This window comes from Bradyrhizobium sp. 62B (assembly GCF_030272265.2).
Classification (GTDB): domain Bacteria; phylum Pseudomonadota; class Alphaproteobacteria; order Rhizobiales; family Xanthobacteraceae; genus Bradyrhizobium.
On the sequence record NZ_CP092841.2, the window covers coordinates 4,262,795 to 4,286,047 of the forward strand.

Below are 23,253 nucleotides of genomic sequence, written 5' to 3' on the forward strand. Positions count from 1 at the left end.
ATTGCAATCTCATTTATTTTGTTTAATTTGAAGCGGCTGAAACGACCGCTCGACACCTCTGCCTCGGCAAGGCCCTACCGTCATGAATTTGAAGCCTTTTGCCCGTTTCGCATATGCGAACATCCCCGGCGTTGCCGCTGCGCGATTTGCATTCAAGGACGCGGCGGCCTCATACCTTGCGAAACCCGAGTACAGGGGGGCTACCTGGACCGCTAGCGCCGATGGTTTGATCATCGACATCGGAGCGAACCGCGGTCAAAGCATCCGGGCCTTCAAGAGGTTCAGGCCGCAATCGACCATCGTCGCCTTCGAACCGGAACCTCTCTCGGCGGAGCGGCTTAAACTCCGCTTCTCCGGAGATCCGTCCGTCTCGATCAACGCCTACGCGCTAGGAGCCAAGCCGGGCACCATTACGTTCTTCGTTCCCTCCTACGGATGGTGGGCTTGCGACGGCATGGCGGCGACCTCCCGCGAGGCGGCGACCGAGTGGCTGAGTAATTCCGGCCGCATGTACCGTTTCGATCAGTCCAAATTAACCGTGGGCGAACACAAGATCGAATGCCGCACGCTCGATTCCTTTGCCATGTCGCCCTCCCTGATCAAGGTGCATGCCCAGGGTGCCGAGTTGGAGATCCTGCAAGGGTCTGAGCACACGCTGAGGCGGCACAAGCCAGCACTGATGTGCGCCTTTGCATCGGACGAGATTTCAGAATTCGTTTCCGACATCGGCTATCGGCCGTACGTCTTTCAGGACGGACGTTTCGCGACGGGGCTGGCGCCGCGTTCAGTTACTTTCACATGGTATTTGACTGACGATCACAGCCGCCGCGTTCAGATCGAAACGGGGTCACCGGGCAAGGCAGTTCTCTCATGAGCATCACGACCGCAGGGGACGAATTCGGCCTGACAAGTACGGCATTGCCGAGAGCCTCCGAGCGATGCAGTACGCTGCCAGCTTGGCTGCTACTAATGGGGCTCATTCTACCGGCAGCGCAAGTCCAACTTTACCTCGCCGATGCGAAATTGACGGTAGGGCGGATCGGTATCTTGCTCCTCATAGTACCTGCGATTGCAAGACTAGCCAGGGCCCGCCGCCACACCCTCGCCTCGGATTATCTTGCTTGTGCCGTAGCAGCATGGATGTTCGCAGCCGCCAACTACACGGGCGGGCCGGGTGCGATCTCATCGACCGGCGCCGAGGCCCTCGAGTTCCTGGGCGGGTACATTGTAGCGCGCGGATTTTTCTTCGGCCCGGCGGCAATCTACAGCTTCATTCAACCATTGAAGCTTGTGACTGCTTACATCGTCGTGCTGGCGCTTTTCGATAACTTGTCGGGTCGGCTCATTGTTCAAGAAATGTTTTCTGCCGCTTTCGGCAGCTATGCGCCGCTCTCGCCCGACTTCAGGCTGTATTGGGTAAGAGCCGCCTCGACGTTTGACCACCCAATTCTGTTGGGCACCTACTGCACCGTCGCTTGCGGTATCTTCCTGTTTTCGAAGCAACGCCCATTGTCAAAGATGCTCTGGGCGGGTCTTTGCGTTTTCGGCTGCCTCTTGTCGTTGTCCTCCGCGCCTCTGTTGTCGTGTCTCATTGTCCTGATGCTCTACCTTTATGATACGGCACTGAAAGAATATTCCGGACGATGGCGCGCGTTCCAGATGTGTCTTGTTACGATCGTTGTCGTGATCCTGGCCGTGGCCAATCACCCGCTTGGCTGGATCATCTCCCACCTGACCTTTGATCCAGTGTCGGGATACTTTCGAATGTTGATCTGGGACGCCGCTACACAAAAGATCATGGAGTCCCCTTTCACCGGATACGCGTTCGGCCCGCTCAATCACGACATTCTCGATACCACCGTCGACTCGGTGTGGCTGGTGTTTGCGCTTCGGTTCGGACTTCCTATGGTTTTCTTGCTTGTCCTGACAAATATCGCGAGCGTCCTACCGGCAAAAGGGCGCTTCAAGGGCATAGTGGAAGATCCTAGCGCGGCAGATCTGCGCATCGCATTCACCGTCGCCGTAGTGATGCTGATGTTCACCGGGCTGACGGTCCACTACTGGAATTACCTCTGGATATTTTGGGGAGTATGCATCGGCATTAGGGCGTCGCTGCGGGAGTTCTCGATGTACCAGGCTTAGCCCTGCCAACCGGTCCGAACGCGAGGAATTTTTTAGCCGCGGCGCCACAAGCCATTCGCGGTCGGGGCCGAAACGCCAGTTGTAGGCCAGCCTGGGAGCCTCAGAGCTGATCACATCGTCCTTAGCCGCTCGATAGCAGGCCGCAGCAGCTGCCACCCGCGCGATCCCAACTGCCGTTTGCAGGCGAGAAGCCACCACCGACGCGATTTCGTGACGCTAGGGTCCAGCTTTGACGCAATCGCCGAAAGGCGATCAGATAGTTCAACGTCTCCCTCGTTGAAGGCACGGCTCGCACAACTGATCGCGTCGAGCGCCAAATGACCCATTAACCAGGACCGAAGATCATTGACGTCTGGAAGCACCGCAGCACAGCTGTCCAGGAAATACTCAAACGCCAGTTTACGTTGCTGGAAGTCCTGCTCAGCCGAATATCCGCCCGACATATTGGTTGAATGTCGTCGATACACCGCCTGAATCGCATCGATGAAACCGACCGAACCATGGGCCGAGAACCGCAACCACATCTCCATGTCGCCGCTGTGCGTCAAATCCGGTAAGTATCCGCCCACCTTCTTCTGCAGGCTCGTTCGCACTATCACGCTCGGTGCGACCACAATATTTCTGGCGCCCCCGATTTTGATGAAGTCTCGACCGGACAGTATCTTCGTACCAGACCCGAGCTCCGGCGGCGACGCCACGATCTCCTCGCGACCTTGATAAAGCGCGACCGCACCGCCAAACGTGAGGCCGACTGAGGGATGATCATCCATCAGTCTCGTCGCTCTCTCGATCGCACCGGGCATCAGATAATCGTCCGCGGAGAGCAGAATCATGTAGTCCGCAGCGGCCCAGGCGATCCCCTCATTGAAGGTGGCGATGTGGCCGTGATTGACAGAATGTCTGCGGAACTCGACCCGAGGATCGGCACGAACCAGCTCCTGCGCGACTTGGGGTGTGCCGTCCGTCGATGCATCATCGATGATCAGCAGCCGCAACTCGGGTCCGCACTGCTTCAGTATGCTTTCAGCGCATTCCTTGAGGAAATGCCCATACTGATAACAGGGAATGATCGCATCGACGGTGCTCACGGCGCATCCATTCCCGCCAAATCGCTCGGGAACAGGCCTTCTGAGGTTCCTGAGCTCAGCATCGCAACGTGGCTTCCCCGCAATGTGGATCGACTATTCATCAGGTCACAAAGCGACATATTTGGCGTATCCCTCAAATAGGACGGCAAAGAATAATGCCACCCATTTAATTGGATTTTAAGTTCAGCGCAATATATGCTTATGATTTAATTACCAGCTAATATCAGGACCAGGAAATCCAGATGAGCGGCATTTGAACCCATGACGGGTCTCAGTCAGAACGATCTTTCTTTACGAGGACGCGCGACACTTTGGGCGCAACGAAACTCCTGGCGGCTGCCGGCCAGTGTGAGACGTATCGGGAAGAAACTGTTCATTGGCAGTCAGTTGACTTCCGGAAGCGACGGTATTGTTGACGACTGGTCGAAGCCGCTCGTGCCATTCGACGCGATGGGTGCACCGGATGCACCGACGGCGCCCGCCTCGATTCCGACCAGCAGCACGTCGAACCCGGACGACTTTCTCGTGTCGCCAGGAAGTGTGCATTGCCTGATCGTCACCCCGGTGCTCGACGCCGGAGGGCTCGATGAATTTGTCGCTTTTCTTGCACGGCGCCTCCCCCACTTTGGATTTCGCGTGACGGTTATGTGCGCACATTCGTCGTCGGAGCCCGTCGGACAATTGTTCACGGCCCTGCAGAGGGAGGGTACAGCAGTCGTTGCCGCCTCGCCGAGCGAGGCTTGCCTGTGGATCGAAGCAAACCGTCCTGACGTCGTCAGCGCGCACGATCCGCCCGGGTGGCTCTTGCAGACGGCCAGTGACGTCCGCATTCCAGTCGTGGAGACGCTGCACGGCATTCCAACGCCCGTCAGCACGGATTGGAGGGAAGAGCGTCAGAGATCGAAATTCGTGACCTGCTTTGTCGCGGTAAGCGAGCTCGTGAGGCGTCAGTACCTATCAGGCAATCCCTCCTATTCCGATTCCGCGGTCATCACGATCCCCAATGCGTTCAACCAGACCCACCGCCCATTGGTGAACCGGCCGAGAGCCCGCGCCTGGCTGGGCCTCAACGACGAATTTCTCTTTCTCTGCCTCGGTCGTCATACGGTTCAGAAGAATGCATACGGCCTGATACAGGCATTCTCCGAAGTCGCAGGGGATGACCCGAAGGTACATCTGCTGATCGCCGGCCGCCTGGATGATGCTGTGTACACCCGTCAAGTGCGTACTCTTCGCGACAAGATGCCTTGCAAGGAACGGATTCACCTCCGGCAGTCGTTTTCGGATCCGTCCATCCTGCTAGCCGCCGCTGACTGCTTTGTTCTGAATTCATTTTTCGAGGGATGGTCACTGGCCTCCATGGAAGCCTTGAGCGCGGGGTTACCCACAATTGTGAGTGACGTCGGCGGCGCGCGTGAGCAACTTGGTTTGGACGGCAGCCGGGGATTCGTTGTGGCGAACCCGGTTGGCGATCCCGAAAGCGCAAATTGGCATAGCTCGAGTCTTATGCGATTTCAGCCTCAAAAGAATAAGGACGAACTCGTCTCCGCCATGAAGTCAGTCGTCGCACACCGAGATTATTGGTCAGGGGTACGCGGACAATTGTCGGCGGATTCAAAAAGCCGCTTCGATCCTGCCGTATGCTCCAAACGGCACGCGGAGGTTCTTCTTTGGGCGATTTCACGATCTATGACCAAGAGTGAATTCGCAGATTGTGCACGCCCGTAGTTGATGCCCCAGCGAGTGTTGCGCACCTTCGGGAACTACAGCGGTCCGTCCCCGCGGTCAACGCCCCGCTAAGCTGATTAGCCGGTTCTTCTTCCAATTGATCTTCGGCTGCGCAGCAAGTTCACCAGTCAGATCACCAGCCATGACGTATTGTTTCGCCAGATGATGGGTCAGGACTCCGAGGGTAAGCCAATCCAACATCTTTGATTTCTGACCTTCAATACCCGTGACCAGACCATCCTCGACGACCAAATTTGAATCATTGAGAAGCTTGACGGCAGTGTCTTCGACGAAGAACTTCAAATGGGTGCGGTCCAGAATTCCCGAATCTGCATAGGTAAATCGATGTTGGAATAGCAGGGGGAGGGTTACGCTCAAATGCGCGATGTTCGGAACAGAAACAATCACGCGCCCACCATCCATGAGGAGGTTTCTGGTGATGGCCTGAAGCGTACGAGTTGGATCCGGGACATGCTCAAGGACATCAAGCAACAAGATCAGGTCAAATTTGCTACCCAATCGTGACATCAAATCGTCGATGTCTCCGATAATCGCGACATCGGCATGCTTTTGCAGGTCGGCTTCGAGTGCTTGATTCAGTTCGACCCCGACTGTCGTGGCGGCAGGGTAGATCGACTTGAGCCAGATCAGGGTGAAGCCTGCGCCTGGTCCCACTTCGAGTATCCGAGAGGCGCGGCTGGGCAGCAACGGCCGTATCTCGCGGCGAGAGCGGCTATAGTAGTCGTCCGCTACCGAGTCCTGCGCAGCACAAGCGTGTCCGTGCATGTCGCCGATTTCTATTCTTCTGGCGGCCTCCAAGCTCATTGAACGACGCTCCTTCTGGAAACCTCCATTTGCTCCATTCCGCGATCCTCGCACAAGGAGGGCTTTCGCGATTCACGTCTCGTGGCGGTTACAACAAGGTCGGGCGCGAGGACGTGAGACAGGAAGTTCAACTTCGGACTGGCTCGATGCGGAGCGCGCCTTTCAATCTTCTCGATCGCAAGACCCGCCCGCGCGCACCACCTTTGAATTTTTCCGGTTGTTGTGTCGTGGATCCCTGCAGCTTCGAAGCTCCCCCAGCGCCGGAGGACGTTGCTAGTCCTCGCGCATTCCCAGACGTAACGAAGAGACGGTCGATTTGGCGCGCTTATGATCACCTTTCCGTTTGGAGCGAGGAGATCGGCAAATAGCCTGAGCAGATGTGCCGGATCACGGACAAATTGCAAAACATCGAGAAAAAGCAGCCGGTCAAATCGCTCCGCTGCAATTTTCGTTCTTGCCGTCATCACGTCCCCTAGCACCACCTCAGCCCCGAGCTGGGCCAAGCCGCTGCCGACGACGGGATCGATCGGCACGACTACGACGCGGTTTCCTCTCTCCAGCAGTCGCCGCTCGCTTGCAGCCGAGCAGGATCCGATCGAGAGTACGGCGGCGGTTTTGGGTACGCCGGACAACACTTCATCCCTGGCGGGTGCGTAGTAATCCTTCGAATACATGCCATGCCAGAGCCTGGTCTCGGCACTGAATAGCGGAACGGCGTTGTGTTCGTCACGCGCAATCTGCATCAGGACAGAAATTTGGGCGTCCAATTGCCGGCGATCGACGCCGAGCCGGTTGATATATTTGTTCGGCAGATGGTGGGCCGAAAAATCATCGATATTGGAAATCGGTATCAGCTTCTTGAAGCCACACTGGGTGTACGGATCAGTCGCGGCCGTGCAAGGCAGGTCGTACTTACCTTCGTGCGGTCCGACCACAAAACCGCCGGACGCAATTGCTTTCGCAAGCTGCTGCTGCGTGAGCACGTAGCTGGCGGCATGCTCATTGGTAAAATGAGCAAGACAGTAGTTGCCCCTGATCCTTACCGACGTGCAATCCCAGTGGAAAGAACCATGCGCCTGCGGATAATTCAGTTCGCCGTTTGGCGCCTTCTCGACGAGCATCAATCCGGCGACCTCGTCCTCATTCAACACTGAAGTCACGTCAAGAAACGCTCTAATATTCCTTTCGGTGATCAAGATGTCGTCTTCGGAATAAATGAACAGATCATACCGATCAACTCGCGTTGCAAATAGCTCCTTGTGCGCGAAGGGAAGCGACCAGGGATTCCTATTGGGAAGGCCAACGATGCACTCGATGCCCGGAGCCGGCCTCTTGTCAATGTTGGAGATGATTGCGATATCCACGTCGAACGACATGGACCGGTATTCCTTGATCACTCGATCGAGGTAGGCGTTATTGGCAGTCCCAAAGCTCGCGATCACGACCAAAAGTCGCAATGCCTTTCGATCGGCTATCCCCGAGCTCATCGTTCCAGCTCTGCCCGCACCGCAGCACTCACCCTCAAGGTATCCTCCGCACTCATCTGGGCGTAGATGGGCAGCAAGATCGACCGGTCCTGGGCAAGTTCAGATTGACGCAGCTCCTGCCCCTGGACGAGGCCCGAATAAGGCTGCTCACGGTGGGCGCACATGATACCGCGGCGGGTCGCGATGCCCTTATCGAGGAGATGTTGCATGACGAGGCGTTGGTCGAGGCGGTCTGGGAGACGGACGCAGTAGCTCTGCCAGTTGGATCTGGCCCAGGCCGGTTCGGTTGGTAGCCGCAGCCCTTCCAGATTGCCGAGCTGTTCGGCATATTGGGCGGCGACGGCGCGCCGGCGTGCTACCAGTTCTGGAAGTCGCTCGAGCTGTCTGCGCCCGATTGCGGCTTGCATATCCGTCATTCGGTAATTGTAGCCCAGAACGACGTACTCCTCGAAGATCACGGATGACGAGTTGTGTCGCACCGTGTCCGGAACGCTCATACCGTGCTGGCGCAGTAGCTGGAACTTACGATCAAGCTCGGCATCCGCGGTGGTGAGCATTCCGCCCTCACCCGTGGTGATTACCTTTCGCGGATGAAAGGAAAAGCACGCAATGTCTCCATGCGGCCTGCCGATCGGCTCCCATTCCCCGTTCATCCGGATCTGCGATCCGGCAGCACAAGCCGCGTCCTCGATCACGGCGATCCCGTGGCGGCGCGCTATAGCCATGAGCGCGGCCATATCACAGGGCATGCCCATCTGATGGACCGCGATGATCGCGCGCGTACGCTCGGTGATGGCTTCGGCCAGCCGAGCGCAATCCAAATTGTATGTCTCCGGATCGATATCGACAAAAACCGGAGTCGCGCCCTGATGTCGGATGACGTTGGCGGTCGCAATGAAGGAGTGGCTGACCGTGATCACCTCGTCGCCGGTGCCGATATCCAACGCTGCCAGGGCGAGCTGCAGGGCAGTCGTACAATTGGAGACGGCACAGGCGTGCGGTGCGCCAACAAGCGCAGCGAACTCGCGCTCGAACGCAGCCACCTGCGGACCTTGCGATACCCAGCCCGACAGCACGACTGCGCGTGCAGCGTCGGCCTCTTCGTCCGCAAGCAGCGGCGCGGCGATCGGAATCACGATGCCGCCGCCTGACGCTGATGGTCCGAAGCGAGCTCGCGTTCGGATCGCCACCATTTCACGAGATCGGCGAGCCCCTGCTCCAGCGAAATCGTGGTGCGGAAACCCAGCAAACGCTCTGCCTTGCCCGTCGATGCCAATCGTCGCGGCACCGGATTGACCGAGCGCTCCGGCGCGAATTCGGGTGTCAGGCCGCGGCGTCCCATCACCGACGCAAGCGCCGTGGCCAGCTCAGTCAGGCTGGTTTCAGTGCCGCTCCCCACGTTAAAGACCTCATCTGTAACCTTTGCCCTGGCCGCAAGGATGTTGGCGCGCGCGATGTCGCGGACGTGTACGAAATCCATGGTCTGACGGCCGTCACCAAAGATAATGGGAGGCAATCCGGCTTCCAGCCGCTCCATCCAGCGGATCAAGACCTCGGTGTACCGTCCGTGGATATCCATCCGGCTGCCATAGACGTTGAAATACCGGAATGCCACATAGTCGAGGCCGCAAGTATCGTTGAAAGACCGCAGAAGCCCTTCGTTAAACGCCTTGGCGGCGCCATAGAGAGTACGGTTATTGTACGGATTCTGCCGCTCCGTCGTCGGAAACTCCTCGGCCATGCCATATACGGATGCCGAAGACGCAGCGATGATCTTCTCAATATCGTGCTTGATGCACAGCTCCAGCAGGTCGTAGGTGGCATCCACCATGACCTCCTTGGCGAGGCGTGGCTCGGCCGCACAATGAGTGATGCGGAGCGCGGCCTGGTGAAAGACGATGTCGGCCGCCTTGACCAATGCTTCCATCAGCTTGCGATCGCGAATGTCGCCGTGAACCAGTCTCACCGGGCCACGCCCGAGCGCGCGCCGGAGATTTTCCGGCCGGCCTCTGATCATGTTGTCGAGGGCAACAATTTCGATGCAGCCCTCGTCGCAGAGCAGATCAACGATGTGGGAGCCGATGAATCCCGCCCCGCCGGTGACCAGAACGCGTTTACCCTTGAGATCAATCAAGACGCTCTCCTGTTGTGGGACTATGTCATGACACTTTGTGGATGCTCCGCCCGGGCGCCGACCGCTACGCTGGGCTGCAGTGCCGGCGCGCCCCTCAATATGGCGACAACGTCGGCCGCCCGTTCCGGCAGCAACTCCGGATAGATCGGAAGGGAGAGGAAGTCGTTCGCAAGCATCTCGGTGACGGGGAGATCACCGGCGCGATAGCCGAGTTCTGCATAGGCTCTTTGCAGATGCACCGGAACGGGATAGTGAATTCCGGCGCCAATACCGGCATCACGCAACAGGGTCAGCGCGTCGTCGCGCCGCTCCAATCTGACTGCATAGACGTGATACACGTGACGGGCATACAGGGGCGGCTGGGGACGTGCGAATGGGAGATCAGACAGCAGCGCATTGTATCGCTCAGCCAGCGACCGACGTGCTTCCGTCCAGCGCTCGATGTAGTCCATTTTGACGTTCAGGACCGCACTCTGAATTTCGTCCATGCGATAGTTGTATCCGGGGATGGCGTGGTCGTACTTCGCCTCCTGCCCCCAATCCCGCAGCAGTGACACGCGGCGCGCGAATTCAGGCCGGTCGGTGACAACCGCCCCACCCTCGCCAAACGCTCCAAGATTCTTGCCCGGGTAAAAGCTGAAGCATCCCAGATCGCCGATCGAGCCTGCGCGACGTCCGCGGTATTCCGCGCCGTGCGCCTGCGCGGCGTCCTCAATCACGAGCAACCCGTGACGACGCGCGATGGCCATGATCGGATCCATATCGGCCATCAGCCCATGGAGATGAACTGGCAGAATCGCCTTGGTTCGCGGTGTTATCGCGGCTTCGATCAAACCGGGATCCATCGTCCATGTTACCGGATCAACGTCGACAAACACCGGCCTGGCGCCGCTATAGAGAATGGCCGCAGTGGTCGCGACGAATGTCATGGATACCGTGATGACTTCGTCGCCGGGTCCGACGCCCGCCGCCAGCAAGGCGAGATGAAGTGCCGAAGTGCCGCTGTTCACCGCGCGGCAATGGGAGGTCCTGCAATAATCTGCAAATCGTTCCTCGAAGGCTGTGACCTCGGGCCCGAGCACGAAGTGCCCGCTACTGACGACCCTTGCCACGGCGGCGTCGATTTCCGGCTTGATCTGGCTGTATTGCGCTTTGAGATCCAGGAAGGGTATCAAGATTCAGAACCTTGGATTGGACTGACATTATATCCGGTCATTTAAATATAAATATTAGATTTAATCAAGCATTAAATTCGGACGGAATATAAATTAACGGTAATGCTATTTCCGGAGCACCTCCAACGAGCCGCGACCGCCCTGGACCTTGTTGTCGGCCGCGGACAGAACCCGAGCGGGCACACCGGCGACGATGGCCCCCGGCGGAACGTCCTTCGTCACCACCGCACCCGCGCCTACGGAGGCACCCGCACCGATCGTCACACCGCACAGAATGGTGGCGTTCGTGCCGATGGAAGCTCCCCTGCCGACGAGAGTGCGCTGCAGTGTCCAGTCCGAAGCTTGCTGAGGACGACCATCCGCGGTTGTTGCCCTCGGATATTTGTCGTTCGTGAACATCACGCCGTGGCCGACGAACACTTCGTCCTCGATCGTGACGCCCTCGCAGATGAAGCTGTGCGACGATATCTTGCAACGCGCGCCTATCTTTGCCCCCGCCTGGATCTCGACGAAGGTTCCGATCCTGCTCTCGTCACCAACGGTGCAACCATACAGGTTGACCAGGTCCGGATGCAGGATGCGGACGTCGCGGCCAAGCTGGGTATCCTTTATTGGCATGTCAGTTTCCCCGTCTCTCCAGTCGAGCGAAACCTTACAGAACCGGGCGTGGCGGGAGCAGCCTGGGCGCCATCCCGGCGAGATCCGCTGCCGCCTGGCGAAGGTGCTCCAGCAGAGGATGCCCTGTCACGAACAGTCCCCACAACCAGCAGAAGGCGGCAACCACCAATGCTGATCCGAGGCCTACAACGAAATTAAGAGTTCCTGCCTCGATCAGCACCGCACAGGCGGCTGCGCCCGCGGCGGTCGCCATCGTGACGACACCACTCTTCAGAAGGGCACGGCCAAATTCGCCCGGCCGCAGTGCCAGATGCGGACTGAGATAGTATATCGCCACCGCGGCCTGGAACGGCAGCGTCAGCAACGCGCACGCTGCGACTGCCTCCACGCCGAAAAAGGACGCACCCAGGAGGGCAAGGAGCGATGGTGGCAACGAGATGAAGGACGAGACCAGCGCGTCGCGCACGCGCCCAACTGCCAAGAATACAGGATACGTCAGGCACGCAGCGAACAGCGCCAGATTTGCAACGCAAAGAATGCGCACCAACGGCACGACTTCCAGCCAGGCTTGACCGAGCCAGAGCAAAACGATCGGTTTTGCCATAATCGCAACGAACATGAGGAATGGCCACTGCACGGCGGAAAGCAATTGGACCGCGTCCAGATACACGCCTTTTAACTCAGCCCCCGCTGCACGCCGATTCACGATTGCCGGCATGATGATCGGGTTCAGCACCTGCGTGACGAGCCTGTCAAATACCTGGGTCAGGTTGCTCGCCCGGCTGTAGAGACCTACAGCCGTAAAATCGAGAATCTTCGCAAGGAAGAGCTGAGGTGCGAGGTTGTAGAAGACATTGATAACGGCGACGCCGCTGGAATAGAAACCGAATTCGAGGACGTCACGATATTCGGATAGCGAAGGACGTAACACCCTGAAATCCCGATACGAACTCAGCAGCATGGCCGTGAGAACCACGCTCCCTGCCACACTACCCCAGATCGGCGCCATGTAGCTGAAGTTCAGTACTGCCAGTCCGATCGAAACCAGCGCGACCGCCAAATTGCTTGCAAGATTGCAGACCGCGAGCGTCCCGAACTGCATGTCACGACGAAATAAGGCAATCAACGTTCCGGAGACCGGTAAAAGGAGAAGGTTCAGCGCAGAAACCTCGATACCTCGCCGTACACCGTCCTGCGCAAAGAGTCGCGATACGAGGTCGGCCGAGACCAACAGGATCAGCGCAACCGCCAGTGAGATCGCACAGGTGACAGTGAACGCCGTGCGTATAGTCCCGCGCGACAGCTCATGTTTCTGAAGCAGGTAATTAGCCCCTCCAAATTCCTGAAAAGCGGCTGCGATCACGGCAATAAGCGCATTGACAACCGCGAAGACTCCAAACTCGCCCGGCGTCAGCAAACGCGAAAGCACTGCGGTCGAGACCAGGAACAGGAAAAGACTCGCATAGCGGTCGACTGCAGAAAACAAGACTGAACGCTGCACTGAATTCATCGCGGCTCCGTCGCTGGGCGCGGCTGGTGAACAGGCACGACCAAACCGCCCATCAAGCCGTGGCCCGAGCCCGCTCCGGTAGCATGCCCGGCAGCTGCCTGATTGCGACTGGTTTGCCCTGTTCGGCGATCGATCGCGAAGCTGCCTCAAGTACCTCGATCACTCGCAGCCCAGACATTCCGCTGGAAATCGGCTGCGTCCCGGTGCGCACGCAATCGATAAAATGCTCAATCTCGGTCTGCAGTGCCTCCTTAGGCGAGATATGCGGAGCCCACATGTCGCCGGCGCGATAACCGATCCGGAACTGATGTGCACTCTCGGGCGGCCTGTCGAGCGTGATTCCCTTGTCATAGATCTTGATCTTTTCGGTCGGCTCGAGATCGTCATAGACGATCATCTTCTTACTGCCGCCAATGAACGTCTGGCGCACCTTGACAGGCGAGAGCCAGTTGACGCTGACGTGGGCCACACATGCGTTAGCAAAGAACAAAGTGATGTGGGCCATGTTTTCCGGCGAGCCGACGACATGGCACGACCCCGTTGCCGAAACCGCAACTGGCTCCTCATCGAGGATATGATGAATGATCGAGATGTCGTGCACTGCCAGATCCCAGATCACATTCACGTCTTTCTGGAACAACCCGAGGCTCGAGCGTGTGCTATCGTAATAATAGACGTCTCCGAGCTCTCTCTTCAGCAACAGCTCGCGAATCTTCTGAACCGCCGGCGTGTAGAGAAAGGTGTGATCGACCATCAAGGTCAGTCCGCGCCGGTCCGCTTCGTCGATCAGGCGCATCACCTGCTCTGAGCTCGGCGCAAGAGGTTTCTCGACCAAAACGTGCTTGCCCGCTCTCAACGCCGCCATTGCCAGCTCGTAATGCGTGTTTACCGGCGTAGCGACGGCGATTGCATCGATCGAGGAGTCATTCAGCAGATCGCCATAACGCGTGGTCGTTGCCACCGCGGGGTAAAGCTGCGCTATGGCCCCGAGCCGCCCTGGATCGAGGTCGCTCACGCTGACGACGCGGGCGGCGGGATTCATCGAGAAATTGCGAACGAGATTTGGCCCCCAATAGCCGTAGCCCACGACCCCGATTCCCAGCTGACTATCTCGCATGCTAACCTCGATCCATTCGGGGAACTACTATTCCGTACGTTATGTCCGCGCAGGCATATCCTGCCATATGCCTCGCGTGTCGATGACGTCGAGGTGCCGGCGCTCGGCCAACGGCACCATTTTGAATTCGTCATGATCGACGAGCAGAACCGCAATTTCGCAGCTGCGGAGGGCTTCATCGATGGTCACGAACGCGACGCGATAATCGGCCAACTGCGGCGGCAGACGGCGCAGATTCGGTTCGACGACCTTGATCCGTTCGCCGTATTTGGCCGCGAGATGCGTGGCAATCTCCAAGGCTGGGCTTTCACGCACGTCGTCGACATTCGCCTTGAACGTCAATCCGCAACAGGCAACGTTCGCGTAGGGATGATCGTCGATCAGCGCCTCTGCGTGCTCGATGATCTTCCGCGTCTTGGCGTTGTTCACCTCGCGGCTCGTCCGCATCACACGCGCGAGGTCGGGCGCGGAGTCGATGATGAACCAGGGATCGACCGCAATACAGTGCCCGCCCACGCCAGGTCCCGGCCGCAGTACGTTGACGCGAGGATGACGGTTGGCGATATCGATCACCTCCCAGACGTTGATGTCGAACCTGTCGCAAATCAACGAGAGCTCGTTGGCAAATGCTATGTTGGTGTCACGGAACGCGTTTTCCGTCAGCTTGACCAACTCGGCCGCGCGCGCCGTCGTGCCGACGCAAGCGCCGCGAACGAACATCTTGTAGAAACGTTGGGCGCGCCGCGTGCAGGTCGGCGTGATCCCGCCGATACACCTGTCATTGTTGATGAGCTCGGTCAGGATCCGTCCCGGCAACACGCGTTCGGGACAGTAGGCGACGTAGATCGCTCCGTCCTCCTTGCCGTTGACGCCAATGTGCAAATCCGGCCTGCGTTCGACGATCCGTTTCGCGATGGCTTCAGTCGTTCCGATTGGCGATGTCGATTCAAGAATGACAAGATTGCCTGGCGCGAGAAGATCCACGATATTGTCGACCGCGGCATAGACGCTTGCCAGGTCTGGACGGTTCTCGTGGTCGATCGGGGTCGGCACCGCGATGATGAACACGTCCGCCGGTTGCGGTTTTCTGGACGTCGTGAGCGCCCCACTCGAGACGACCTTGGAGACGAGACCGTCCAGATCGGGCTCGGCGATGTGAATTTTGCCAGATGCAACGGTGTCGACGATGCGTTCGTTTGTATCGATGCCGACCACCTGCAGTCCCCGGCTCGCGATCAACGCCGCGGTCGGAAGCCCGATATAACCAAGCCCAATAACGTTTATCTTTTGGAATTCAGGCATCAAGAAGCACCTTCACGATCCGCTCGCTCGCGTGTCCGTCACCAAACGGATTGTGCGAACGCGCCATGGCAGCATAGGTCTCGTCATCGTCGAGCAGGCGAAACGTCTCGCCAACGATCCTGTCGTAGTTGGCGCCGACCAGGCGTGCCGTTCCGGCTTCCACCCCTTCGGGACGCTCGGTCGTATCGCGCATCACCAGGACTGGCTTCCCGAAAGTGGGGGCCTCCTCCTGGACGCCGCCTGAATCCGTCAGGACCAGATATGACATCGAGAGCAGGCTCACGAAATCCGTGTATTCCTGAGGAGAGATGAGGACGACCCGCGGGTGATCCGACAAGCGCGACGCGAACAGGTCTCGGACATTCGGATTCGGATGCACGGGAAGCACCACGGCAACGTCCTCCCGTTGCAGGATGGTCTCCAACGCGTTGACGATGTTGACGACGCCGCCGCCGAAATTTTCCCTGCGATGGCATGTCACCAGGATAATGCGCCGATTGCCGTGATGCTTCTTGATGCCGTCCCAGCGGCACGCCAGTCCCGGATCGGATTCGACCATGGCTTTCGCGAGGATGAGAGCGTCCACCACCGTGTTTCCGGTCACGTGAATGCAGTCGTCGGACACGTTTTCGGACCGCAACGCACGGGCCGCGCGCTCTGTCGGGGCAAAATGTTGATCGGCGATAGAGCCGACGATCTTGCGGTTCACCTCCTCGGGCCACGGAGCGAAGATGTCGCCGCTGCGCAGCCCGGCCTCGATGTGCGAGACCGGGATACGGTGATAATAGGATGCCAACGCACCCGTCATGGCAGTTGCCGTGTCGCCCTGGACAATAACCCTGGTGGGCTTCACCTTTTCGAGGAGGTCGCCGATTTGTCCGACCAGCCGGGCGGTCAGATGATCCAGTGTCTGATTTGCCGTCATGACATTCAGATCAAAATCCGGGACCACGTTGGCCAGCTTGAGGACTTGATCAAGCAGCTGTCGATGCTGTGCAGTCGCACATATCGTTACGGCGATGTCCTTGTGTTTCTCGGCCTTGAGCTGGTTGATGACCGGAAAGAGCTTGATTGCTTCAGGCCGCGTGCCCAGAAGGATGAAAAAATGCTTGCGCACGCCTCAGCCTCCGATCCGGCTCGGACCCGGCGGAACCGCGCCGGGCGCACCTAGGGGGTGTCGAAGCGCCTGTCGGACGAGGGCTTGCGCCAGGACGCCTGCGAACAGGGTGTTCGTCTTGGCGTATCGCCACCACATCCGCCCGGGCTCCTGATAGATGCGATACAGCCATTCGAGACCGAGCCTCTGAATCTGTACCGGCGCGCGCCGGACGGTGCCTGCCAGAACATCGAACGCACCGCCTACGCCCATGATGAAGGGGACGCCGAGATCATCTCGGTGAGCAGCCAGAAAGCGCTCCTTACGGGGCGTCGGCATGCCGATGAAGAGACAATCGGCCGCGCTGGATTGGATGTCCCCGACGATGTCATTCTCCTGCTCGCGCTTGAAGTAGCCGTCGTGCCAGCCCGCAAAGACGAGTGAAGGATGCCTCTCGCGTGCAGCTTGCAAGGCCTGCTGCAGAACCTCGGGAGTGGCTCCCAGGAAATAGGGCTTGAAGCCTTCCTGGGCGCATGCCGCGAGCAACTCGGCAAGGAGATCCACGCCCGCGACCCGCGACGTCGCCGGAAGCCCCAGCGCTCGAGCGCCCCAAAGAATTCCCATGCCGTCGATGCCGACAACGTCGCTGTTGGCGACGTCGGCCGCGAGTACGGGGTCGGATCGCATATTGACGAATTTGGCGACGTTCAGCGCCACATGCTGCAACCGCTTGCGGCTGCTCATGGCCCTGCGCGCCAGCTCGACGGTTTCCGCCATTGTCAGCAGGTCGATCGGGCACCCCAGAAATGCTGCGCGCATTGGAACCTACCTCCCGGAACAATCGACCATATTTAAGTTTGCATTTAAGATTATTATTGAAATAATACGCTTACAACATTTAATTGCAAGTTTTAAATCGACTTTGCCGCACGTCGCAGAAAATGAGGGGCGCCACGCCCGTGAGCGGGCAGCACATCTGACGGGAATTAAATAAGGGATTTAACAGATGATTTCGGTCATTATTCCCCACCTCAACCAGCCTGACGCGCTGGAAGCCTGTCTGCGCAGCCTGGACGCACAGACCCTGAGCCGGCACGCGTTCGAGGTCATCGTGGTGGACAACGGCTCGGCAACGCCGCCAACGGACATCGTTGCCCGCCATCCTGGCGTGCGGCTGCGGCACGAACCGCAACCAGGTCCCGGCCCGGCCCGAAACGCAGGCGTCGCTGCGGCCAACGGCGAGATCCTCGCTTTTATCGATGCCGATTGCAGGGCCCATCAGGATTGGCTGAGCAGCGTGATGAAATGGTTCAACTTGTCGCCGGCCGGCACAGTTCTCGGGGGCGACGTTCGTATTTGGTGCCCGGAAAATGCGGAGCTCGACGCCATTGCGGCTTACGAGAGCGTCTTCGCCTATCGCTTCAAGCTCTATATCGAGCGCCACGGCTATTCCGGCACTGGCAACATGGCGGTCTTTCGCCGCGACTTCGATCGCGTCGGCCCTTTCGCCGGCATTGATGTCGCCGAGGATATGGAGTGGGGAGAGCGTGCGTTGCGCGCGCGACTTCGATTTCGATACACCCCGGAGATGATCGTCTTCCATCCGGCCCGGAGCTCTCTCCAGGAGCTCTACGCCAAATGGGACCGACACATCGCGCACTATCGCAACATGGCGGAAGGCAAACCCGTTTGGCGATTGCGCTGGCTCGCGCAAGCGTTGCTGGTCTTCGCATCTTTCGCGCCAAACGCTGTGACTGTGCTGACCAGCGACCGCCTGCATGGTAGCGGCGTCCGCCTCAAGGCCATTGCCGTGTTGTGTGCCGTGCGGGCGCACCGCGCCATGACGATGCTCTCGCACCTGCGGGGCCGGCGAGCAGTCGCTTGGAATCGTTAGTGCAACGGCAATTCTGTCAGGCGCCGAAGGCACAGTTATTGGTCAGCTCCGGCAAGTCGGTACGCCGGCCGAATGACCACAATATCCAGCCCAGTTCGTAGCTACGGCACTCGAGCCGAACGTCCACGTCAGTGCCGTCGATCAGCTGGCCGCCTTTTCCGAGCCAGGCGTTCTTGAGTGCGCGCAAGACCCGCGGCGCCTTCGTTGTCAACTCACCTTTGCGAACCTGCGAGCGAAGGGACAGGCTCAGTTCGGGCACGAGCATGGCCCGGCCCAGCTGGTTCTGGCCAAGGACCCAGTTGAATCCCTTGACCAAGGCGTCCCGCGATCCCCTCTGCCCAAAGCGCTCCGCCCATTCCAGCACAGCCGGAGCCATTCCATACTGATGGACCGAATAGACTTCGTAGAAATCAAGGACGCGGCCGCTCATCGCGTCGAAAAACCAAGGCCATTCACCTTGTGGGCCTTGAGACGCAATCAGACCGCGCACACAAGTATCCGCCATGACAAGGGCGGACGCATCGCCGGCGAATTCGCCATATTGATAGCAGGCGATCGAGAGATAGGTCTGTGTCGCAAATGACGAGAACCGGCGACGAAGGCCGGACGGTGCGTCGAAGAACAATCCCGATTCGCTGTGGAAGCGTTCCTTCAAGAAGCGATAAAGCGGCCTGGCGTAGCGCCACCACTCGTTCTCGCCTGCCCTCGCCTGCGCCACGACTCCCGTGAGCAGCATGCCGAGATCCTGCGCATGGAAAGTCCTCCACGCGGATTCGTCGGAAAGGACGGCTCTCAGCTCGCATTTGACCGGCTCCGGTATCTCGAGGCCGAGCTCGGCGGCGCTCCATAGGGCCATGCCGAAGGCGTACTTCCGCACCGGGAGCTGCGTGAGTTGCAGAACATTGCGACGGAATGTTTCGGGCAGATCAATGCCAGCTGGAATTCCGGCGACGCGCGACATCCCGAGCAGAACGTTGAGGGTATAAAATACGTCGCTGCCTGGTACGGACTCGTTTGGTGAAGCACGTCCATCGAGATGGTAGATGTGCGACCACCGACGATGTTCAGGCAGCCAACAACGTTCCAGCCCATTGAGCGCATAGTTCACCAGCGGTGAATTCCGCGAGAGCTTACTCGCCGCCGTGGGCACTACGAGCTTCACCCCAAAATTCGGACTAATGATCATGGTCAATCGCCATCCCAAGCCAACTTAATATTCACGGATGCTTTCATCCAATCCGCGCAGCAACGGATAGAGGAAATAGGAGATCACGGTGCGCTTGCCGACTTTCAGTTCGGCCGTCACCGCCATACCCGGAATCAGTTGAATGCGCTCAGCCGGCAGCCGAAGGTGCGTGTCCGACAAATCGACCAGTACGCGGTAATAGGGAGCTGGCGCGCGGCGCGCACCTTCGGCCTTCGTGTCCGGCGAGAACGTGTCCTGACTGATGACGCGGACTTCTCCCGTCGCAGTTCCATACTTCTGGAAAGGAAACGCTTCGAACTTGATCCGGACCGGTTGTCCAAGCGCCACCTGACCGATATCCCGCCCCTCGACGTTGACCTCCGCCTGAAGCGGCACGTCACGTGGCACCAGGACAAACAGCGTTTCCGCTTCGCGAACCACCGAGCCGACCGTCCGGTTTGCGATATCCAGCACCACGGCATCAGCCGGCGCCTGCAGGACGATCAACTGTCGACGAAGCTCGGCCTTCTTCAATTCCTCTGCGGCGCTATTTCGCTTCGGCACCGTCTCCACCAGCTCCTGATAAGTGGTGCGACGAAATTCCTCGGCGAACACCTTCTGGTCAGCGCGCGCCTTGTCCAGCCGATGGGTACTATCGGCGATACTGCCACGAACGCGCGCCAGATTGCTCTCGACTTCGAGCCGTGCATCGCGAGACAGCAGGAAGTTCAGCCTCGAGCCGACCTCCTTGTCCATCAGCGTGGTGCGCATGGCTTCGATTGAACGCATCGTGTCGAGTCGCTGAAGGAGAACCGCCTCTTCGTTCTGCGCTGTCTTGAGAATGGCTTGAGCGGAAGCGATCTGTGCATCGTAATTCTGGATCTGCGCCTCGTACGCGGCTCTCCTCTGCAAGAACAACTTGCCCTGCAGGATCTGATCCGCATTCGTCCGCTCCTTGACGGCATACTCGATTCCATTCAATTCGGCGCCCAGGCGATCGATCGACGCATCGAAGCCGGCCACTCGGCCGCGCAGTTGGTCGAAATCCGCCTGAGAGAACGTCGGATCGAGCGTCGCCAGAACGTCGCCGCGGTTGACGCGATCACCGGCCTTGACGTGGATCGCGCGTATGACTGACGTTTCCAATGGCTGCACGACCAGGTTGGGACGTGTCGTGGTCAATTTTCCCTGCGCCGTGACGATCATCTCCACTTGCGAAACGGATGCCCAGACGACCGCGAAGGCGATCAGTGCAAGTACGCCGTAAAGGGTGAGACGCGCGAGCCGCGGCGGCGCCTGCTGCTCGACCTCGGTGGCATCGGACTGGAACTCGGCGATGACTGGCGCTCGCCTCGGCTCCGGCCTGAACAGCTTTCGCCGGCGCTCGACCGGTCTGGCCGGGACCAGACCGATCGGCTTCGCATCCGCGCGTGATGGCCTTGTCTCCTTCATGCGATCTGCTTCATCTGTTGGTTCCACAAATGCCTGTAGATGGTGCATTTCGACAGGAGATGGTCGTGGCGATCCACGTCGACGATTCGGCCGCGGTCCATCACCAGGATCTGGCTTGCTTCGGTCAACATCGACAGCCGATGCGAGACGATGATGACGGTACGCCCAGCCGCCAAACGGCGGAGATTGCGCCGGATGATCATTTCGCTTTCGGAATCGAGGGCACTTGTCGCTTCATCGAAAATCAAGATCCGTGGATTGACGATCAGAGCCCTCGCGATCGCGAGCCGCTGCTTCTGCCCGCCGGACAGGTTGGAGGCATCTTCCTCGAGCATGGTGTCGAAGCCACGGGGCAACCGCTCGATGAACTCGTCGGCGCCTGCGAGCTGCGCTGCAGCGACGACCTCGGCAAAGGTCGCGTCACGTTTCACGCAGGCGATATTGTCGCGAACCGTCCCGCGAAACAGGAAATTGTCCTGCAGGACGATTCCGAGGTTTCGGCGCAGATGTGCGAGGTCGAACTCCCTCGAATCATATCCGTCGATACGCAGCAGCCCCTGCTGGACCGGATACATGCCCGAGATCAGCCTTGTGAGCGTCGTCTTGCCGGAGCCGCTCCGGCCCACGATCCCGAAGATCGAACCTGGCTCGATGGTGAAGGAGACATCGTCAAGCGCCGGCGATCCCTCGGATCCGTAGCGGAAAGAGACACTGTCGAACTCGATCTTGCCGGCAAGATCGGGCCGCAGCCCATCTTTCCGGCCATCACGCTCGGGCTTCTGATTCATGACCTCGCCGAGCATTTTCACGGCAAGCGCGACTTCCTGATATTCGTGCACCATGGTCACGAGCTGGACCAGCGGTCCGGAGACCCTGCCGGCCAACATGTTGAAGGCGACCAGCGCGCCGATTGTCATTTCTCCAGCGAAGACATCGAGTGCTCCGACAGAAATGATTCCAAGCGTCATGATCTTCTCGAGAAATCCGGTGAGCGCCTGGGCGCCTGCGGAGATCTTCTCGACGCCGAATCGCATGGTCACGGACTGCGCACAGCGGCTATCCCAAACCCTGCTCTGCGCTGGCTCCATCCCCAGCGTCTTCACCGTGCGCATACCGTGGACGGTTTCGACGAGGAGAGCCTGCCGCGCACCTTCCGCCTGGTAAAGATCGTAAAGACGTCGCCGGAAAGGGCCCATGAGCAGGCCGACAACAGCGCCACTCGCGGCAGTAAAGGCCAGGACCATCAAAGTCAATTTGACGCTGTAGAGCGCAAGGACCGGTAGGAAGACGAACAACGAAAGCGCATCGAGGGTCGTCAAAAATAGTCGCCCGGTCAGAAATTCCCGGATCCGCGCCGCTTGCTGCATGTGCTTGACCAGCACCCCCGCGGCCATGTGCTCGAAGAAAGTGACCGGCAGCGCGAGGAGATGACCGAACGTTTTTGTAGCGACGCGAATGTCGACCCTATTGGTCGCATAAAGCAGCAGGTAGCGCCGCAGAAAGCCGAATATGGCGTCGAAGACGAGTGCTACGGCCGCTCCTGCCGCGAGGACGTAGAGCGTGGTGAAGCTCTCGTGAACCAGAACCTTGTCAATGACGAGCTGGAAGAAGATCGGGACGACGAGGCCCAACGCATAGAGCAGGATGGCAGCAATGGCGACGTCCCTGAACAGCCGCCATTGGAGCAGCAGTTCCGGTACGAACCACCGGAGGCCGAAACTCCTCCGACCATCCTGTGTCAACTGCTCGCGCTTGATCAGGATCGTGTCGCCGGCCCACTGGGCACAGAAGCGGTCGCGGTCGACAACCAAGACCTCATGCTTGCGGTCGGCGAGCGGGTCGAAGATGCTGACGACCTCGATGCCGTCAGCTCGCCGTCCCGCACCAAGGACGACGATCCAGTTGCCATTGGCCAGCCTCGCCAGCGCCGGATAGGCCTCTCCGAGACGAATCAGCGCGCCCCAATCCAGTTTCGTGCTTCTCGCGCGCAGGCCCGCATCCTTCGCCATGCGCAACAGGAGATTCAACGAGACCGGGCCGGCTACCGCATAGGCATGCTTCAAGCGCTCGACCGGCAGATCTATGCCATGGTGACCGGAAACCTTGGACAGGCATTCCAATGCCGTCTGCGTTGCCAATCCGGGCGCGTCCACGTCAGCGGCGTCGATTTCAGCGGAAATTCGAAGAGACATTCAGAGACCGTGTGTTGGGCGCGACCGCATCATGTATTCCCGACGCACCGTTGTGCGACTGAACTGACGGATTCCTCCGGACCACGCCCGCGTCAACCAAGCCCTGAAGCGCCTTCTGCATCACATCGACCGAATTGGCGAAGGATTCGACCGAAAAGATCAGCCGCTGAGAAAACACGCGTTTCGGGACATTGTTGGCGTCACGCTCCGTCGGTGAAAGACTGACCAGATCGACGCGGACGATAGTGCCGCTGACGGTAATTTCTTCGATTCCATCGGTATAGAGTTCGGCGTGCATCTTTACTTC

At 59.1% G+C, this 23,253-nt stretch carries 20 protein-coding genes; 4 read left to right on the forward strand and 16 right to left on the reverse strand.

What is annotated here, in order from left to right:
* The first annotated feature begins 82 nt into the window (after positions 1-82).
* A complete protein-coding gene (locus ML401_RS20165; RefSeq protein WP_285806670.1) occupies positions 83-874 on the forward strand; it encodes an FkbM family methyltransferase in 792 nt (263 codons plus the stop codon).
* Positions 871-2,142, forward strand: coding sequence for a hypothetical protein (locus ML401_RS20170; RefSeq protein ID WP_285806671.1), 1,272 nt, complete (start codon positions 871-873; stop codon positions 2,140-2,142). The genes ML401_RS20165 and ML401_RS20170 overlap by 4 nt, the downstream gene beginning before the upstream one ends.
* 110 nt (positions 2,143-2,252) lie before the next feature.
* Here ML401_RS20170 and ML401_RS20175 read toward each other — a convergent pair whose 3' ends face one another.
* Positions 2,253-3,230 carry a glycosyltransferase family 2 protein gene (locus tag ML401_RS20175; protein ID WP_285806672.1) on the reverse strand — a complete coding sequence of 326 codons (978 nt, stop codon included), beginning with the start codon at positions 3,228-3,230 and terminating at the stop codon, positions 2,253-2,255.
* 261 nt (positions 3,231-3,491) lie between these two features.
* Here ML401_RS20175 and ML401_RS20180 point away from each other — a divergent pair, with 261 nt between their 5' ends.
* Positions 3,492-4,958 (forward strand): glycosyltransferase family 4 protein, encoded by a 1,467-nt coding sequence (locus ML401_RS20180; protein WP_285806673.1) that lies wholly within the window; start codon positions 3,492-3,494, stop codon positions 4,956-4,958.
* A 57-nt stretch (positions 4,959-5,015) separates the two neighbouring features.
* Here ML401_RS20180 and ML401_RS20185 read toward each other — a convergent pair whose 3' ends face one another.
* The 11 genes from ML401_RS20185 to ML401_RS20235 form a co-directional block, all read right to left on the reverse strand.
* The gene (locus ML401_RS20185) at positions 5,016-5,783 is read right to left on the reverse strand and encodes a bifunctional 2-polyprenyl-6-hydroxyphenol methylase/3-demethylubiquinol 3-O-methyltransferase UbiG (RefSeq protein WP_285806674.1); all 768 of its coding nucleotides are present in this window, start codon (positions 5,781-5,783) and stop codon (positions 5,016-5,018) included.
* Positions 5,780-7,270 carry a methyltransferase domain-containing protein gene (locus ML401_RS20190; RefSeq protein ID WP_285806675.1) on the reverse strand — a complete coding sequence of 497 codons (1,491 nt, stop codon included), beginning with the start codon at positions 7,268-7,270 and terminating at the stop codon, positions 5,780-5,782. The genes ML401_RS20185 and ML401_RS20190 overlap by 4 nt, the downstream gene beginning before the upstream one ends.
* Positions 7,267-8,463, reverse strand: coding sequence for a DegT/DnrJ/EryC1/StrS aminotransferase family protein (locus ML401_RS20195; RefSeq protein ID WP_285806676.1), 1,197 nt, complete (start codon positions 8,461-8,463; stop codon positions 7,267-7,269). Before ML401_RS20195 ends, ML401_RS20190 begins: the two co-directional genes overlap by 4 nt.
* Complete coding sequence (locus tag ML401_RS20200) at positions 8,403-9,404, reverse strand: NAD-dependent epimerase/dehydratase family protein (RefSeq protein WP_259211743.1); 1,002 nt, start codon at positions 9,402-9,404, stop codon at positions 8,403-8,405. Before ML401_RS20200 ends, ML401_RS20195 begins: the two co-directional genes overlap by 61 nt.
* Positions 9,405-9,424: 20 nt before the next feature.
* The gene (locus tag ML401_RS20205) at positions 9,425-10,579 is read right to left on the reverse strand and encodes a DegT/DnrJ/EryC1/StrS aminotransferase family protein (protein ID WP_285806677.1); all 1,155 of its coding nucleotides are present in this window, start codon (positions 10,577-10,579) and stop codon (positions 9,425-9,427) included.
* 105 nt (positions 10,580-10,684) lie between these two features.
* Entirely contained in the window at positions 10,685-11,197 is a 513-nt protein-coding gene (locus ML401_RS20210; RefSeq protein WP_285806678.1) for an acyltransferase, read from the reverse strand.
* A 34-nt stretch (positions 11,198-11,231) separates the two neighbouring features.
* The gene (locus ML401_RS20215) at positions 11,232-12,707 is read right to left on the reverse strand and encodes an oligosaccharide flippase family protein (RefSeq protein WP_285806679.1); all 1,476 of its coding nucleotides are present in this window, start codon (positions 12,705-12,707) and stop codon (positions 11,232-11,234) included.
* A 52-nt stretch (positions 12,708-12,759) separates the two neighbouring features.
* Positions 12,760-13,824 (reverse strand): Gfo/Idh/MocA family protein, encoded by a 1,065-nt coding sequence (locus ML401_RS20220; RefSeq protein ID WP_259211752.1) that lies wholly within the window; start codon positions 13,822-13,824, stop codon positions 12,760-12,762.
* Positions 13,825-13,863: 39 nt separating this feature from the next.
* Complete coding sequence (gene wecC / locus ML401_RS20225; RefSeq protein ID WP_285806680.1) at positions 13,864-15,126, reverse strand: UDP-N-acetyl-D-mannosamine dehydrogenase; 1,263 nt, start codon at positions 15,124-15,126, stop codon at positions 13,864-13,866.
* Positions 15,119-16,243 (reverse strand): non-hydrolyzing UDP-N-acetylglucosamine 2-epimerase, encoded by a 1,125-nt coding sequence (wecB, locus tag ML401_RS20230; protein WP_259211758.1) that lies wholly within the window; start codon positions 16,241-16,243, stop codon positions 15,119-15,121. Before wecB ends, wecC begins: the two co-directional genes overlap by 8 nt.
* Positions 16,244-16,246: 3 nt before the next feature.
* Complete coding sequence (locus ML401_RS20235; protein WP_259211771.1) at positions 16,247-17,041, reverse strand: WecB/TagA/CpsF family glycosyltransferase; 795 nt, start codon at positions 17,039-17,041, stop codon at positions 16,247-16,249.
* Positions 17,042-17,228: 187 nt separating this feature from the next.
* Here ML401_RS20235 and ML401_RS20240 point away from each other — a divergent pair, with 187 nt between their 5' ends.
* Entirely contained in the window at positions 17,229-18,116 is an 888-nt protein-coding gene (locus tag ML401_RS20240; RefSeq protein WP_259211773.1) for a glycosyltransferase family 2 protein, read from the forward strand.
* 16 nt (positions 18,117-18,132) lie between these two features.
* Here ML401_RS20240 and ML401_RS20245 read toward each other — a convergent pair whose 3' ends face one another.
* The 4 genes from ML401_RS20245 to ML401_RS20260 are packed head-to-tail and all read right to left on the reverse strand — an operon-like array spanning position 18,133 to position 23,244.
* Positions 18,133-19,302 (reverse strand): hypothetical protein, encoded by a 1,170-nt coding sequence (locus tag ML401_RS20245; protein WP_259215012.1) that lies wholly within the window; start codon positions 19,300-19,302, stop codon positions 18,133-18,135.
* A gap of 24 nt (positions 19,303-19,326) precedes the next feature.
* Complete coding sequence (locus ML401_RS20250) at positions 19,327-20,754, reverse strand: HlyD family type I secretion periplasmic adaptor subunit (RefSeq protein ID WP_259211776.1); 1,428 nt, start codon at positions 20,752-20,754, stop codon at positions 19,327-19,329.
* Positions 20,751-22,946: a peptidase domain-containing ABC transporter gene (locus tag ML401_RS20255; protein ID WP_285806681.1), complete on the reverse strand. Its 2,196-nt coding sequence runs from the start codon at positions 22,944-22,946 to the stop codon at positions 20,751-20,753. The genes ML401_RS20250 and ML401_RS20255 overlap by 4 nt, the downstream gene beginning before the upstream one ends.
* Positions 22,924-23,244 carry a hypothetical protein gene (locus ML401_RS20260; RefSeq protein WP_259211780.1) on the reverse strand — a complete coding sequence of 107 codons (321 nt, stop codon included), beginning with the start codon at positions 23,242-23,244 and terminating at the stop codon, positions 22,924-22,926. The genes ML401_RS20255 and ML401_RS20260 overlap by 23 nt, the downstream gene beginning before the upstream one ends.
* Between the last annotated feature and the right edge of the window lie 9 nt (positions 23,245-23,253).